Annotated in this window: 14 protein-coding genes and 1 pseudogene; 4 read left to right on the plus strand and 11 right to left on the minus strand. The window is 73.4% G+C overall.

Going from position 1 to position 15,048, the window contains the following annotated elements; genetic code table 11:
• Positions 1–106: 106 nt before the first annotated feature.
• The 6 genes from HB370_RS04355 to HB370_RS04380 all read right to left on the minus strand — a co-directional run bounded on the left by HB370_RS04355 (position 107) and on the right by HB370_RS04380 (position 7,268).
• A complete protein-coding gene (locus HB370_RS04355) occupies positions 107–1,633 on the minus strand; it encodes an AMP-binding protein (protein ID WP_030793704.1) in 1,527 nt (508 codons plus the stop codon).
• Positions 1,630–3,186: an AMP-binding protein gene (locus tag HB370_RS04360; RefSeq protein WP_030793701.1), complete on the minus strand. Its 1,557-nt coding sequence runs from the start codon at positions 3,184–3,186 to the stop codon at positions 1,630–1,632. Before HB370_RS04360 ends, HB370_RS04355 begins: the two co-directional genes overlap by 4 nt.
• Before the next feature lie 25 nt (positions 3,187–3,211).
• Positions 3,212–3,463: a phosphopantetheine-binding protein gene (locus HB370_RS04365; protein WP_030793698.1), complete on the minus strand. Its 252-nt coding sequence runs from the start codon at positions 3,461–3,463 to the stop codon at positions 3,212–3,214.
• Positions 3,464–3,549: 86 nt separating this feature from the next.
• A complete protein-coding gene (locus tag HB370_RS04370) occupies positions 3,550–4,488 on the minus strand; it encodes an acyltransferase domain-containing protein (RefSeq protein ID WP_030793695.1) in 939 nt (312 codons plus the stop codon).
• 53 nt (positions 4,489–4,541) lie between these two features.
• Positions 4,542–5,438: a proline iminopeptidase-family hydrolase gene (locus HB370_RS04375; RefSeq protein WP_030793692.1), complete on the minus strand. Its 897-nt coding sequence runs from the start codon at positions 5,436–5,438 to the stop codon at positions 4,542–4,544.
• A gap of 993 nt (positions 5,439–6,431) precedes the next feature.
• The gene (locus HB370_RS04380; RefSeq protein WP_030793689.1) at positions 6,432–7,268 is read right to left on the minus strand and encodes a class I SAM-dependent methyltransferase; all 837 of its coding nucleotides are present in this window, start codon (positions 7,266–7,268) and stop codon (positions 6,432–6,434) included.
• A gap of 72 nt (positions 7,269–7,340) precedes the next feature.
• Here HB370_RS04380 and HB370_RS04385 point away from each other — a divergent pair, with 72 nt between their 5' ends.
• Positions 7,341–7,949 (plus strand): TetR/AcrR family transcriptional regulator, encoded by a 609-nt coding sequence (locus HB370_RS04385; RefSeq protein WP_030793686.1) that lies wholly within the window; start codon positions 7,341–7,343, stop codon positions 7,947–7,949.
• A 7-nt stretch (positions 7,950–7,956) separates the two neighbouring features.
• Here HB370_RS04385 and HB370_RS04390 read toward each other — a convergent pair.
• A pseudogene (locus HB370_RS04390) lies at positions 7,957–8,226 on the minus strand (transcriptional regulator); the annotation flags it as partial.
• Between the two features lie 315 nt (positions 8,227–8,541).
• Here HB370_RS04390 and HB370_RS04395 point away from each other — a divergent pair.
• The 3 genes from HB370_RS04395 to HB370_RS04405 are packed head-to-tail and all read left to right on the plus strand — an operon-like array spanning position 8,542 to position 11,280.
• Positions 8,542–9,774, plus strand: coding sequence for a cytochrome P450 (locus tag HB370_RS04395; RefSeq protein ID WP_030793680.1), 1,233 nt, complete (start codon positions 8,542–8,544; stop codon positions 9,772–9,774).
• Positions 9,775–9,826: 52 nt separating this feature from the next.
• Positions 9,827–11,062, plus strand: coding sequence for a cytochrome P450 (locus HB370_RS04400; protein ID WP_030793678.1), 1,236 nt, complete (start codon positions 9,827–9,829; stop codon positions 11,060–11,062).
• Positions 11,063–11,088: 26 nt separating this feature from the next.
• A complete protein-coding gene (locus HB370_RS04405; RefSeq protein WP_030793674.1) occupies positions 11,089–11,280 on the plus strand; it encodes a ferredoxin in 192 nt (63 codons plus the stop codon).
• Positions 11,281–11,334: 54 nt separating this feature from the next.
• Here HB370_RS04405 and HB370_RS04410 read toward each other — a convergent pair whose 3' ends face one another.
• From HB370_RS04410 to HB370_RS04425, 4 genes are all read right to left on the minus strand, one after another.
• Entirely contained in the window at positions 11,335–12,204 is an 870-nt protein-coding gene (locus tag HB370_RS04410) for an SDR family oxidoreductase (protein WP_030793670.1), read from the minus strand.
• Positions 12,201–12,956 (minus strand): alpha/beta fold hydrolase, encoded by a 756-nt coding sequence (locus HB370_RS04415; RefSeq protein WP_030793667.1) that lies wholly within the window; start codon positions 12,954–12,956, stop codon positions 12,201–12,203. Before HB370_RS04415 ends, HB370_RS04410 begins: the two co-directional genes overlap by 4 nt.
• A gap of 120 nt (positions 12,957–13,076) precedes the next feature.
• The gene (locus HB370_RS04420) at positions 13,077–13,721 is read right to left on the minus strand and encodes a response regulator transcription factor (RefSeq protein ID WP_030793664.1); all 645 of its coding nucleotides are present in this window, start codon (positions 13,719–13,721) and stop codon (positions 13,077–13,079) included.
• On the minus strand, positions 13,685–14,983 hold the full coding sequence (locus HB370_RS04425; RefSeq protein ID WP_030793659.1) for a sensor histidine kinase: 1,299 nt from the start codon (positions 14,981–14,983) through the stop codon (positions 13,685–13,687). Before HB370_RS04425 ends, HB370_RS04420 begins: the two co-directional genes overlap by 37 nt.
• Between the last annotated feature and the right edge of the window lie 65 nt (positions 14,984–15,048).

Below are 15,048 nucleotides of genomic sequence, written 5' to 3' on the forward strand. Positions count from 1 at the left end.
GCCGGGGTGCCGAAACGCCCGGCGAGCTCGGCGGCCCTTGCGTGACGGTCGCGGCCGGCCGGCTCGGTGGTCGTCCGGTGGTCGCGCCGGACCGGATCCGTGGCGGTCACGCGGTGGCTCCTTCCAGGAGGCGGGCGAGCGCCTTGCGGTCGTGCTTGCCGTGCGGGGTGAGCGGCAGTTCGTCCACGACCCGGCTCACGGTGGGCACCTTGGCGGGTTCCAGCCGCAGCGACAGCTCCTTGAGCAGGGTGTGCGGGTCGATGTCGCCCTCGGCGAACACCGCGAGGGGGCGGTCCTCGGCGGGCGGCAGGACGGCGGCGGCACGGACACCGGCGATGTCGGTGGCGGCGGCCTCGATCTCGGTGGTGCTCATGCGGACGCCCTTGTGTTTGAACATGTCGTCGCGGCGGCCCTCGTAGTAGAGGAAGCCGTCCTCGTCCACATGGCCGAAGTCACCGGTGTGCAGCCGCAGTCCGCCGCCGGGAGCGGGCCGGAAGGCGCGGGCGGTCTGCTCCGGGGCCCGCCAGTAGCCGGGCATGACGTGCGGTCCCTCGACCACGATCTCGCCGGTCTGCCAGGGCGGCAGCGGCCGGCCCTCGTCGTCCACGGCGAAGGCGCGGGTGCCGGGCAGCGGGCGGCCGACCGAGTGCGGCTTGGCGTCCTGGAAGGCGGGCGGCAGCACGGAGACGCGTTTGCACTCGGTCTGCCCGAACTGGACGACCACCTCGGCGCCGGGGAACGCGGTGCGCAGGGCGTCGGCGGTGGACTTCGGCAGCGCGGCACCGGTGTTGGTGAACAGGCGCACCCGGGACTCGCGGGCGGGTTCGCGGGCGGCGAGGGCGCAGATCATGGCGGCCAGGGAGGGCACGATCGGGACGACGGTGGCGCCGGTCTCCCGGATGCGGCGCAGCAGCACCAGGTCGGACTCGCCGTCGGCGAGGACGAGTTCGCTGCGGCCGGCGGCGGTGAGCAGCACCTTGTACAGGCCGTAGTCCCAGGAGATCGGGAAGCGGCAGAACACCACGTCGTCGGGGCGGTAGCCGAGTTCCAGGCCGATGGCCTCGGTGGCGAAGACCATCCGGCCGTGCGGGCAGATCACCGCCTTGGGCGCGGCGGTGGAGCCGGAGGTGTAGACGAGGACGGCGATGTCGTCGGCGCCGACCGGGGCCTCGGCCGGGCGGACCTCGCGCTCGCGCAGCGCGGTGATCTCCTCCCAGGCCGGGCCGAGTCCGCGCACCGGCACCTCGCCGGCCAGGGCGCCGATCCGGTCCACGGCCGGGTCGGTGACGACGATCAGCGCGGGCTCGGCGTTCTCCACGACCGCCCGCAGGTGGTAGTCCTTCATGCCGGTGTTGACGGGGACGAGGACCGCGCCCCGGCGCGCGGTGCCGTACAGCAGCGCCACCAGTTCCCGGGTGCTGGGCAGCTGGACCAGGACCCGGTCGCCGTGGCCGACACCGGCGGCCCGCAGCCAGGCGTCGACGGCGTGGCTGTGGGCGGCCAGTTCCCGGTACGTCCAGCGGCCTGTGGCGTCGGAGACCGCCCAGGCGTCGGGGTGCTCGGCGGTGGCCTCGTCGAGCAGGTCGTGCACCCGGGCGTCGGTGCGGGCCGGCACTGTCGGTTGACCGTTCACTGCGACTCCTGCCGCCTTTCGTGTGTGCCTCCGGCCGGCTGCCGCATGGCCGCGGCCCGGGAGGCGAGCTTCCTGCGGTCGGTCTTGCGGTTGGCGTTGAGCGGGAGGGTGTCCAGGTGGTGGTAGGCGCGCGGGACGACGGCGGCCGGCAGCAGCGCGCGCAGATGGCGGGCGAACCGGGCGGGCGGCACGGGCTCGCCGGTGTGGAAGACGGCGAGTTCCACGGTGCCGTCCACGGGTACGGCCACGGTCACGGCGTCCTCGACGCCGGGGCAGGTGCGGGCGGCGGCGTCCACCTCGGCCAGTTCCACCCGGATGCCGTGCACCTGGACCTGTGCGTCCTTGCGGCCCAGGTAGTGCCAGCCGCCGTCGTCGGCGCGCCGGACCCGGTCTCCGGTGCGGTAGTAGCGCCGGCCGTCGTGTTCCAGGAACCTCCCGGCGTCGTCGGCCGGGTCGAGGTAGCCGGGTGTCAACTGCGGTCCGGCGATGCACAGCTCGCCCTCGTCACCCGTGCCGGGCGCGCCGGAGGGGTCGAGCAGCAGGGTGTCGTGGCCGGGGTGGACGGCGCCGATGGGCACCATGTCGTTCGGCTGGCGTCCCGGTGTCCAGCGGTGCGCGGTGATGGTGATGGTCAGCTCGGTGGGGCCGTAGAGGTTCTCCAGCGCGGCGCCCGGCGCGGCGGCGGCCCAGTCCCCGGCGTCCTTGCAGCCGAGCGCCTCCCCGGCGAAGAAGCTCCAGCGCAGCGAGCCCAGCGCGCCGGGGGCGAGCCCGCCGGTGCGGCGTACGAGGGTGATCGCGCTGGGCGTGGAGAACCACACGGTCATGCCCCGTTCGGCCACGAACTCCGGCAGGCGCGCGTACGCCCGGGCGGGTACGGGGACGACGGCGGCCCCGGCGCCCCAGGCGCAGAACAGGTCGAACATCGCGCAGTCGAAGTTGAGGTCGAAGGTCTGCGAGAAGACGTCGTGCGGCCCGAAGTCGTAACGCTGGTCGAGCAGTTGGAAGTAGTGGGCGGTGTTCGCGTGGGTGACCGGGACGCCCTTGGGCCGGCCGGTGGAGCCGGAGGTGAACAGCACGTAGGCGATGTCCGAGGGCCGGGTGGGCTGGGGTGCCTTCAGGGCGCTGTCCGGGTCGAGGGCGAGCGCCGGCATGGGCTGCCCGCCGGGCGCGAACAGCGTCGGCAGCCGTACCCCGTCCTCGTGCAGCGCGGTCAGGGCGGGCAGGGCGTCGTCGTCGGCGAGCAGCGCGCCGACCCCGGCGGCCTCGATCATCCGCCGGGTGCGGGCGGCGGGGAAGGCCGGCTGGAGGGGGACGACGGTGACGCCGCTGTACAGGCCGGCCAGCAGGCTGGCGTACGCCGTGGGTCCCTTGCCGGCCAGCACCCCCACGGCGGGCGGGCGGCCGGGGAGCCCGGCGAGCAGTGAGCCGGCCCGGACGAGGGCGAGTTCGTGCAGTTCGCGGTAGGTGAGGTCGACGCCGTCGGCGTGCAGCGCGGGCCGGTCGGGGGCGAGGGCCAGGCCGCGCGCGAACCGGCCGGACAGCGTGCCGTCCACGGTGGGGTCCACGGTGACCGCCCCGTCAGCCCGCGGTGCTCTGCAGCATGCCCCGCAGGGTGTCCCACAGCACGCCGGCGGTGCGGAAGGTGTCCATGGTGAGCGCGCTGTCGCGGAAGCGGACCTGGTAGTCCTCCTCCAGGGTGCCGAGGAGCTGGACGGTGCCGAGCGAGTCCAGGCCGAGGTCCTTCAGGTCGGACTCCGGCGTCAGCTCCTCCTGCGGCGGCAGGAACGGCAGGAAGGGGCGGAGTATGTGTTCGAACCGGTCGTCCCACATGGGGGCCTCCAACGAGTCGGGCGGGGGTTCAGGCGGCGCGGGTACGGCGCCGGGGTCAGGCGGCGGCGCGGGTACGGCGCCGGGGGTCAGGCGGCGGCGCGGGTGCGGCGCCGGGGGGTCATCGCCAGCCGTGGCTGGGCCGCGACGACGTCGAACTGGCGGATGGTGCGGGGCACCCGGCCGAACAGGCTGTCGGGTCCGGCGACGCACAGCCGGCGGACGCCGGCGTCCTTCAGGGCCGTGGTGACGCTCGGCCAGTCCATCGGGTGGTCGAAGCCGTCGAGGAGCATGGTGCGCAGTTCCTCGCCGGTGCGCAGCACCCGGCCGTCCTGGTCGGCGACGACGGGGAGTGAGGGGTCGGCGAAGGTGTAGCGGGACACCACCTCGCGGGCGGCCTTCTCGCGCAGCGGCCGGAACGCCGAGGCGTGCATGGGGGGCCGCATGGTGTACAGGGGGAGGCTGCCGATGGCGCGCAGCCGCTCCTCCATCCAGCTCACCCGGTGTTCGGAGAGGGAGAGCATGAAGAAGCCGTCGTCGATGCGGCAGGAGATCTCGTGCCACTCCCCCTCCTCGTCCAGTTCGGCGAGGATCGCGTCGAGGCCGTCGTGCGGGGCGCGGACGAAGGACAGGGTGACGATGTCCCGGTGCTCGGTGGCGAAGTACTCCTCCAGGCAGCGGGCGATCTCGGCGGTGAGGCGGACGGCGTCGGGCAGGTCCAGCGCGCCGGTGTAGGCGAGGGCCGCCTTCTCGCCGAAGCTGGGGCCGGCGACGATGCCGGGTTTCACCCCGAGGTGTTCCCCGGCCCAGTGGGCGCAGGCCAGGCAGTTGACGAAGAACGCGACCTGGGCGGCCTCCGAGTAGTCGCCCGGGGAGGTGCGGAAGGCGTCCACGAGGGAGTAGCCGAGGGCGTCGTCGGCCACGGCGACCAGGTCCCGGGCGATGGGGTTGGCCACCATGAACCTGCCCACCTCGGCGAACGGTACGGGGCCCATGCCGGGGAAGACGAGGGCGGTGTCGGATGCCATGGCGATGTCCCCTTTCGGGCCCTTACGGGTCACAGGTTTCAGGCCCTTACTGGTCACAGGCTCTTGAGGAAGTCGGTCAGCACCGCGCGGAACCGTTCGGGCTCCTCCAGGTGCGGAAGGTGGCTGGACTCCTCGAAGATCTCCCAGCGGGCTCCGGGGATCCCGTCGTGGTACGGCTGGACGACGGCCGGGGTGGCCTCGTCGTGGCGTCCGCTGATCAGCAGGGTCGGGGTGCGGATGCGGTGCAGGTCGCCGACGATCGACCAGTCCTTCAGGGAGCCGATGACATGGAACTCGTTGGGGCCGTTCATCGCGTAGTAGACCGTGGGGTCGTTGTAGATCTCCATGAAGGAGGACAGGAAGTCCCGGGGCCAGGGAGTCACCCGGCACACATGGCGGTCGTAGAAGACCCGCATCGCGGCGAGGTACTCCTCGCTGTCGTAGGTGCCGGCCGCCTCGTGCCGCCGCAGGGTGGCGTCCACCTCCGGCGGGAGCGCGGCGCGCAGCCGGGCCATCTCCTCCAGCCACAGCGGGTACGAGGCGGGCGCGTTGGCGACGACCAGGCCGCGCAGGCCGGGCGGGGCGGTCATGGCGTGCCGGGCGCACAGCGGGCCGCCCCAGCTCTGCCCGAACAGCACGTAATCGTCGGCGACGCCCAACCGCTCGACCAGGTTGGCCAGTTCGTCCTCGAACAGCTCGACGGTCCAGAACTCCGGTTCCTTGTCCGGGAGATGGGTCGATCCGCCGTTGCCGAGCTGGTCGTAGTGGACGACGGGCCAGCCGTCCTCGGCGAGCCGGGCGAGCGGCAGCAGGTAGTCGTGGGTGCTGCCGGGTCCGCCGTGCACGACGACGACCGCCGGCCGTCCCGCGCCGAGTTCACCGGTCACCCGGTACCAGGTCCGGTACTCCCCGAAGGGGACGGTGCCCTTCGCGCTGGCTTCCGGGGACACGCTGATCACCTCTGCTCGCTGCGGGACGGAACGGCGGCCGGGCGCGGACACCGGCCGGGACCGGAAGAACCGGGGCGCGGTGCCTCCACCGTCTCCCCCGAGTTCCGCAGCCGACGCTAACGGCCCCCGCCCCGCCACCAGACCCCTAACCGCCCCTAGGCGGTGTGCGGGGGCAGGGGGGCATACGGGGGGTGGGGTACGGGGTGACCTGCGGGCGGGGTGACGCGGCGGGCGGGGGCGAGACCTTCGGCAGTCGTGACCGACGCGGCGGCGGGGCCTTTCAGCAGTCGTGCCCACACGGCAGTGAGGCGAGGTGAGTGAGCGAGGGCAAGCCCTGTCGACAGCCGCACCGCAGCGGCGGTGGGGTGACAGGGGCGGACGGGCGCGGCGCCGTTCCCCCCGAGCCGCAGCCCGACGCGGCGGCGGGGGCACGTGGACAAGCGGGGCCAGGCCGTGCCAGGCCGTTTCGGCACTCGCGCTCGGCACGGCGGCGGGACGACGTGGCGAGCGGGTGCGGGCCGTGCCGGCAGTCGCGTCCCACGCGGCGGCAAGGTCGCGCAGGCGGGAGGGGGCGGGCCCCTCGGCACTCGTGTCCGACACGGTGGCAAGGCCACCTGGGTGAACGAGGGCGGGGCCCTGCGGCACCCACACCCGGCGCAGCAGCAGGACGAGTTGACGGGCGGGCGCCGACCCCTCCGACACTCGCATCCAACGCGGCGGCAAGATGACGCAGACCAGCGGGGAGGGACCCTTCGGCAGCCGCGTCCGGCGCGGCAGCGAGGTCATCTGGGCGAGCCGCGTCCGATACGAGTACCGAAGGCAGGGGAACCACGTGGGCCGGCGTGGGTCCGCCGACACGCTGATGGCGCAGCCCGGCCGGCGGCCACGCTGTCGGCCGGGTCTGCTGTGAGGTGGCGGCCTCCCCCACCACCGGAGACGACCCGTGACCCGCGCCCGCTGTGTCCACCGGGCCTGCCCGCGACAGGCGGCGGATCAGGGTGTGCCGGTGCGGACGGCGGTGGTCGCCAGGGTGGTGTAGCGCATGGTGAAGCGGCCGCCGAGGGCGTCGATGGCGTCCCCGACCGCGCCCAGTATCCCGGCCAGACGACCGGAGTCGAGTCGGGTGAGGCCGCCGGTGGTGGGGAGCAGGGCGAGCCACTGGTCGCGGGTGTAGGACCGTTCCCAGTCGAAGCGCCACTGTTCCGGTTCACCGAACCACCCGGTCTCGCGGAGCGTGTCGGCGATCTTCGCGTACCCCGCTTGGTACGTCTCCAGCGGACGTCGCGCCGGCCCGCCGGCGAACGGGGAGTCGGGCGCCACCCGGCGGTAGGCGGCCGCGAACGGCTCGGCCACCTCGGCCGGCGGCTCGTAGACGTGCCCGAAGACCGCCAGACGCCCGCGCGGACGAAGCACCTCGGCCGCCTTCACGGCCCCGGCGACCGGGTCGACCCAGTGCCACGACTGGGCGGCGATCACCGCGTCGAACGTCCGGCCGGCCGGCTCCCAGGCTTCGAAGGCCGCCACCTCGACCTCCAGGCCGCGCGCCCGTGCGAAGCCGGCCATCCGCGCGTCCGGCTCGACGCCGAGCACGGCGCAGCCGGCGGCCTGGAACTGGCGGGCGGCGATGCCGGTGCCGCAGCCGACGTCGAGCACGTCGGGCCCCGGGCTGCCGGCGACGATCCGTGCCACCAGGTCTTCGGGATAGCCCGGGCGGGCCTGGTCGTAGCGTTGCGCGTCCGTGCCGAACGACTCGGCCACCTGCCGGACTTGGTGCGGCCGCACCGGCTCCGGCCGCTCACCCTCAGCTTGCTCTCGCGGTAAAGTGGGCATGCGTTCACTCTAGTGGGCAAGCGCCCACCCAGCAATGGACGCCCAGGACCGGGCCGACGAGAGGATCCGCGAGTGCCGACCGGGGTGCACCTTCGCGACGCGCGGCGGCAGCTGTTCGACGCCGCCGAACGGGTACTGCTGCGCACCGGCCCGAACGGGCTGACCAGCCGGTCCGTCACCGACGAGGCGGGCTGTGCCAAGGGTGTCCTGCACCGGCACTTCCCCGACTTCGACGCCTTCCTCGCCGAGCTGGTGCTCGACCGGGCCGCGCAGCTCGCACGGCAGGCGGAGGCGCTGCGCGCGGCCGTGGGCACCGGCACGGTGGCCGGCAACCTCACCGATGCGCTGACCACCCTCTTCGGACCGGTCCCGGTGGCGATCATCCCGCTCATCACCTTCCGGGACGAGCTGCGCGCCCGGCTGCGGCAGGCCAGGCCGGGAGGCGGCCTGGCGATCCTGACCGAGGTCACGACCGCGGTCTCCGCCTATCTGGCCGAGGAGCGCGACAGGGGCCGCATCGCGGCCGGCGCCGACATCGACTCGCTCACCCTCTCCCTGGTCGGCGGAGGGCATCTGCTGTTCGCGGACCGCGACCCGGGACCGCCGACGACGGCCACCGTGCACAAGCTGGTGACCACGGTGCTCGCCGGTGCCTTGCCAGGCAGGCCCGACGCGCACTGACACGACGTCAGCGCGGGATCTCGGCGAGCTGCGTCCCTACGACGGCGAGCAGCTCCAGCTTGCCGGCGCTGTCCGTGCCCGGCGCCGGAGTGAACCACAGCAGCCGCTGCCGGCCGTCCTCGCTGAGCAGGCTGAGGCAGTTCACCTCCAGCGTGCCGAGCGCCGGGTGATTGACGCGCTTGCGGTCGTCCCGGCGGACTCCGACCTCGTGCCGGGCCCACAGGGCGGCGAATTCGGGTGAGCGGGCGTTCAGGTCGGCGATCAGGGTGCGGGCCTCGCGGACGGCGGCTGGAGTCTCGGCGGAACCATCCTCACCGCCGAGATCCTCGGCCGCGGCTGAGCCGGCAAGGCCGCCAGCCCACGTCATCGGTACAGGTCGATGCCCCCGGAACAAGGTCACTGGTCGTCCTCCTCGTGGCAACGGGTCCGTACGACGCGCCCCGGGAACCAACGCCCCCGCCCCCTAGGGGCGGCTAGGGGTTGGGCCCCGCACCGGTGGGTGCCTAGCGTGCGAGGGACGGCCGACAGCGCCGCCGCGCCCGGAGCATCCGTCGCCGGCGCGTCCCGCTCCCTCCCGTGCGAAGAGGACCTGATGACTGCACCTGCCGAACCGGCCGACCAGGCCGCGCCGCCGGACTTCCCGATGCGGCGGGCCTGTCCCTTCAGCCCGCCGGCCGCCTACGCCGAGCTGCGCGAGACCGCTCCCGTCTCCCGGGCCCGGCTGAAGGTCAACGGCAAGCCCGCCTGGCTGGTCACCCGGCACGACCTGTACAAGAAGCTGCTGGGCGACGAGCGGGTCAGCGCGAACCTGAAGCTGCCCGGTTACCCCCTCCAGGTGCCCGTGCCGGAGGAGATCCTCCAGTCGGTGCCGCTGACCTTCCTGTCCATGGACCCGCCGGACCACACCGTGCAACGGCGCATGCTGGCCCCGGAGTTCAGTGTGCGGCGGATGCGCGAGCTGCGCGGCCGGGTGCGGCAGATCGTGAACCAGCAGATCGACCACATGCTGGAGAAGGGCGCGGACGGCCCGGTGGACCTGGTCACCGCCCTCGCCCTGCCGGTGCCCTCCCTGGTGATCTGCGAACTGCTCGGCGTCCCCTACGAGGACCACGGCCGGTTCGAGGAGTGGGCGTGGGCCATCATGAACCACGACATCAGCGAGGAGGACCGCGGCCGCGCCCACTACGAGCTGGACCGGTACGTGGACGGGCTGGTCACCGCCAAGGAGAGCGAGCCGGGCGACGACATGATCAGCCGGCTGATCGAGTTCAACCGGCAGACACCGGCCGTGGAACACTCCGACATCGTCAGCATGTCCAAGCTGATGCTGGTCACCGGGCACGAGACGACCGCCAACATGATCGCGCTCGGCGTGCTGGCCCTGCTGGAGCACCCGGACCAGCTGGCCGCGGTCCGTGCGGAGCCGGAGCTGATGCCGCGCGCGGTGGAGGAGCTGCTGCGCTTCTTCTCCATCTCCGACGCGGGCACCGCGCGGGTCGCCCTGGAGGACATCGAGCTGGGCGGGGTCACCATCCGGGCCGGCGAGGGGATCCTGCCGCTGAACAACGCGGCCAACCACGACGCCCGCGTCTTCCCCGACCCGGACCGCCTGGACGTGCGCCGCGAGGCCCGCAGCCAGCTGGCGTTCGGCTACGGCGTCCACCAGTGCATCGGCCAGAACCTGGCCCGCATGGAGCTGGAGGTCGTCTACTCGGCGCTGCTCGAACGGATCCCGACGCTGCGCCTGGCCACCCCGGTGGAGGAGCTGCGGTTCAAGGACGACGCGATCGTCTACGGCCTGTACGAGCTGCCCGTCACCTGGTGACGCTCCCCCGCCCCGCCCTCCTCCCGTCGTCACCGATGTCCGAAAGGCAGCCATGACCCAGTCCGCCGACGCCGTAGCCGGGACGGAAGCGCCGCCGGTGCAGTTCCCCCTGCGGCGCACCTGCCCGTTCGCCGAGCCGCCCGAGTACGCCGGGCTGCGCGCCGACGCCCCCGTCTCCCGTGCCGCCCTGAAAGTGAACGGCAAGCCGGCCTGGCTGGTCACCCGGCACGAGCACGTCCGGCAGGTGCTGGGCGACAGCCGGGTGAGCTCCAACCTCAAACTGCCCGGCTATCCGCACCAGTTCCACATCCCCGAGGAACTGCTGGCGCAGGTCCGGCTGATGATGCTGAACATGGACGCGCCGGAGCACACCGCCCACCGGCGCATGCTGATACCGGAGTTCACGGCCCGGCGGGTGCGGGAGCTGCGGCCGCGGATCCAGCAGATCGTGGACGAGCACGTGGACGCGATGCTGGCCGCGGGCGGCCCGGTGGACCTGGTCACCGCCCTCGCGCTGCCGGTGCCCTCGCTGGTGATCTGCGAACTGCTCGGCGTGCCCTACGAGGACCACGCCCGGTTCGAGGAGTGGTCGGCGGCGCTGATGAACCACGACCTGAGCCCGCAGGAGTACGGGGCGGCGGTGCAGGCCCTGGACACGTACCTCGACCAGCTCGTCACCCTGAAGGAGAACGAGCCGGGCGACGACCTCATCAGCCGCTTCCTGGAGAAGAACCGCACCGAGCGGGTCGCCGACCACACCGATGTGGTGACGATGGCCCGGCTGATGCTGGTCGGCGGCCACGAGACCACCGCCAACATGATCGCCCTCGGGGTGCTGGCGCTGCTGGAGCACCCGGAGCAGATGGCCGAGCTGCGGGCCGATCCGGCGCTGCTGCCGAACGCCGTGGAGGAGTTGCTGCGCGTCTTCTCCATCTCCGACTCCGGCACCGCCCGGGTCGCGGTGGCGGACATCGAGGTCGGTGACGTCACCATCCGCGCGGGCGAGGGCATCCTCGCCCTGAACAACGCGGCCGACCACGACGAGTCGGTGTTCCCGGACCCGGACACCCTCGACATCCGCCGCAAGGAGGCCCGTTCGCACCTGGCGTTCGGCTACGGCGTCCACCAGTGCATCGGCGCCAACCTCGCCCGGGCGGAACTGGAGGCGGTCTACGGCACGCTGCTGCGCCGCGTCCCCGGCCTGCGGCTGGCCGCTCCGGTGGAGGAGCTGCGGTTCAAGGACGACGCCATGGTCTACGGCGTCTACGAACTTCCCGTCACCTGGTGACGGCCGACGCGAACGGACTGTCCCTGATGCGTGTTTCCGCCGAACGCGACCGGTGCGTGGGCTCCGGCCAGTGCGCGCTGCTGAGCCCCGAGGTGTTCGACCAGGACGCCGACGGCCTAGTCACCCTGCTGAGCGAGGAGCCGGCCGAGGAGCTGCGCGAGCAGGTCGCCCAGGCCGTGGACCTGTGCCCGTCCCGCTCGATCCGCGTGCACGACTGAGGCCCCGCGCGTCGGCGGCGGGACCGGGTGGCCGGTCCCGCCGCCGACGTCGTTCTACCGGGGGCCGGCGGGCCGGGGGCCCGCCAGCGACCGGGCCTGCTCCAGGAAGCGGGGCAGCCACTGCTCGTAGGAGACCCCGTCGAGGAACTCCAGTGCCGCCCGCGCGTCGTCGCCGACCACGGTGTGCAGGGGGGTCGTGGGGTCGTCGGCGGCGGCGAGCACCGCGCGGGCCGCCTCGGCGCTGTCGGCGGCGCCCTCCGCGACCCGGGCGAGGAACCGGTCCAGCCAGGCGTGGTCCGCCGCGTACGGGCCGGACCCGGGCGGCTGCCCGTCGGCCGCGCCGGCCCGGGAGGCGCGCTGGATGGCGGTGGCGAAGCTGCCCGGTTCCAGGCACACCACGCGGATGCCGAACGGCTGGACCTCCGCGTACAGGGCTTCGCTGAGGGCGCCCAGGGCGGCCTTGCTCGCCGCGTAGAACCCGCCGTGCGGCACGGCGAAGGTGCGGGCGGCCAGCGAGGAGACGTTGACGATGACGCCGGAGCCCCGGGCGCGCATCCCGGGCAGCACGGCGCGGGCCACCCGCAGCGGACCCCAGAAGTTGGTCTCGAACACGGTGCGGGCGTGGTCCGGGGGCATGGTCTCGGCCGGTCCGGTGCGGTCGACACCGGCGTTGTTCACCAGGACGTCCAGGGGCCCGTACCGGTCCTGCACCGCGGTGACGGCGGCGGTCACGGAGGCGTCGTCGGTGACGTCCAGCCGCGGGACGTCCAGGGTGAGTTGCTCCGCGTCGGCGCGCCGCAGCAGTTCCCCGGCGGTGGCGGGATCGCGCACACAGGCGTGGACCCGGTCGCCGCGCCGGGCGAAGGCCAGCGCCGTCTCCAGCCCGATGCCGCTGCCGCATCCGGTGACGAGGACCGACCTCATGCCGCTGCCGCCTTCTCCGCCAGCAGGCCGAGCACCTGCTTCTGATGGGCCGTCAGATAGAAGTGGCCGCCGGGGAACACGCGGTGTTCGAAGGGCGCGTCGGTGTGCCGGGACCAGGCGCGCGCCTCCTCCACGGTGACCTTGGGGTCGTCGTCGCCGACCAGGGCGACGACGGGGCAGCGCAGGTTCGGTCCGGGCTCGTAGACGTAGGTCTCGGCGGCCCGGTAGTCGGCGCGGATGGCGGGCAGGGCCATGCGGATCAGTTCGACGTCGTCCAGGATGGCCGAGTCCGTGCCGCTGAGCAGCCGCATCTCCTCGATGAGCCCGTCGTCGTCGCGCAGGTGGACGGACTCGTCGCGCGGGCAGGAGGGGGCGCGGCGGGCGGAGACGACCAGCGCCCGCGCCACCACGCCGTGGTCGCGTTCCAGCCGGCGGGCGACCTCGAAGCCGAGGGTGGCGCCCATGCTGTGGCCGAACAGGACCAGGGGACGGTCGGCCCACGGCAGCAGCACGGGGGTGAGGCGGTCGGCCAGTTCCTGGATGCTGTCCGCGCAGGGCTCCTGGCGGCGGTCCTGGCGGCCGGGGTACTGCACGGCGAGCACGTCCACGGACTCCGGCATGCTCGCCGAAACGGGGTGGTAGAAGGTCGCCGAGCCGCCCGCGTGCGGCAGGCACACCAGCCTGGCCGCCGCGTCCGGGCGGGGATGGTAGCGGCGTATCCAGAGGCGGTCGTGCTCGGCGAGCGTGGTCATGGGGCGGGCGTTCCCTTCCTGGAGACGGCTGCGCCGCGCGGGGCGCGGACGGGCTCCAGCAGTCTCACGCGGGCGAGGGCCCCTGGCCACCCCTACCCGCCCCACCTCCCCCGGTTCCGCTCAGGCGTTGAGGTAGGCGAGCACCGCGAGGACCCGGCGGTTGCTGTCGCTGGACGGCGGGAGCATCAGCTTGGTGAAGATGTTGGAGATGTGTTTCGCCGCCGCGCCCTCGGTGACGGTGAGCCGCTGGGCGATCGCGGTGTTGGAGCAGCCCTCGGCCATGAGTTCCAGCACCTCGCGTTCGCGGGCGGTGAGGGCGGCCAGCGGTTCGTCCCGGGAGTGGCTGGTCATCAACTGGGCGACGACGGCGGGGTCCATGGCCGTGCCGCCGGCCGCGACCCGGCGTACGGCGTCGATGAACTGCTCGTCGTCGAGGACGCTGTCCTTGAGCAGATAGCCGATGCCGCCGGTGCCGTCGGCCAGCAGTTCGCGGGCGTACATCTGCTCCACGTGCTGGGACAGCACGAGGATCGGCAGGCCGGGGCGTTCGCGCCGGGCCCGCAGGGCGGCCTGGAGGCCCTCGGTGGTGAAGGTGGGCGGCAGGCGTACGTCCACGATGGCCACGTCGGGCCGGTGGTCGGCGATCGCGGCGGCGAGGTCCGTGCCGTTGTCGACGGCGGCGGCGACCTCGAAGCCGTACGCCTCCAGTAATTGGATGATTCCCTGCCTCAGGAGGAAGAGGTCTTCGGCGAGGACAACGCGCACGGCAGCTCCAGCTTGATCACGGTCGGTCCGCCCGGAGGGCTGTTGATCTCCAGGACGCCGTCAAAGGATGCCAGCCGTCTGCGGATGCCCTCCAGACCGCTCCCGGCCGAGGCGTCGGCGCCGCCGCGGCCGTCGTCGGTGATCCGGGCGTGCAGGGTGTCGTCCGCGCGCCAGGCGACGATCTCCACCCGCTGGGCGTCGGCGTGTTTGAGGGCGTTGGTGAGCAGTTCGGACACGGCGAAGTAGACGGCGGACTCGACCGGGTCGGGCAGCCGGCCGGGCAGGTCCACCACGACGGTCACCTCCAGCGGGCTGGCCAGGCCCAGGGCGCGCAGGGCGTCGGCCAGGCCGCGTTCGGCGAGGACCGGCGGGTGGATGCCGTGGACGAGGTCGCGCAGTTCGCGCAGGGCCTGCACGGAGGAGCTGCGGGCCTGCCGCAGCAGCCGGCGGGCCTCCTCCGGGTCCTGGCCCAGCTTCCGGTCGACGGCGCCGAGTTGGAGCCCGAGGCTGACGAGCCGGGCCTGGGCGCCGTCGTGCAGATCGCGTTCGATGCGGCGCAGTTCGGCGGCCTGGATGTCCAGCGCGCCCGACCGGGTCTCCGACAAGTGCTGAACGCGCGAGGCCAGTTGGGACCCACGGGTCGGACCGAGCAGGAACCGGACGAAGTAGGCGTGCCCCTTGAGCGCCAGCGGGGAGAGCAGCAACCAGCCGGTGAGCACGACGAGCGCGAGCAGTCCGGCGGCGAGCGCGGCCGGCCAGCTGCCGACGGTGACGCCGGCGTACCAGCGGCCCGCTCCCCCGTCCGCGACCGGCCGCCACAGCCCGCAGGCCAGGAACAGCCCCTCCCCCGCGTAGTACAGCAGGGCGGCCGGTACGAAACCGACGAGCCCGGCGACGGTGTTGAGCAGCAGCCACAGCAGGTCCCGCCAGGTCGCGGGGTCGGCGAGGATCCACTTGCAGCGGCGCGTCCAGCCGACGATGTCCCGCTCGATCTCCTGCGGTTCGGGCCGGTAGGGCCGCTCGACGGGGACGCCGGAGCGGGCGGCGGCACGCCGGTTGAGGTCGCACAGCCACCGCACGGCCCGGGTGAGGTAGGGCAGCGCGAGGAAGCCGATGCCGATCAGGCAGAGGATGACGAAGTAGGTGGTGGTGACGAAGAGGACGACCGACAGCAGGGCTCCGGTGGCGGTGGCCACGCCGACCAGGGTGTCCAGGGCGGCGCGCCTGAGTCGGCCGCGCCACTCGACCGGCACAGTCTTCATGCGCTCATGTTCCCATCCCCCGCCGCCCGTTGCGCCGGGGCCGCCCCCGCCCGGGGGAAGCGGGG

Origin of the sequence: Streptomyces sp. DSM 40868 (genome assembly GCF_011820545.1) — a bacterium.
In the GTDB taxonomy this organism is placed as follows: Bacteria; Actinomycetota; Actinomycetes; order Streptomycetales; family Streptomycetaceae; genus Streptomyces; species Streptomyces eurythermus.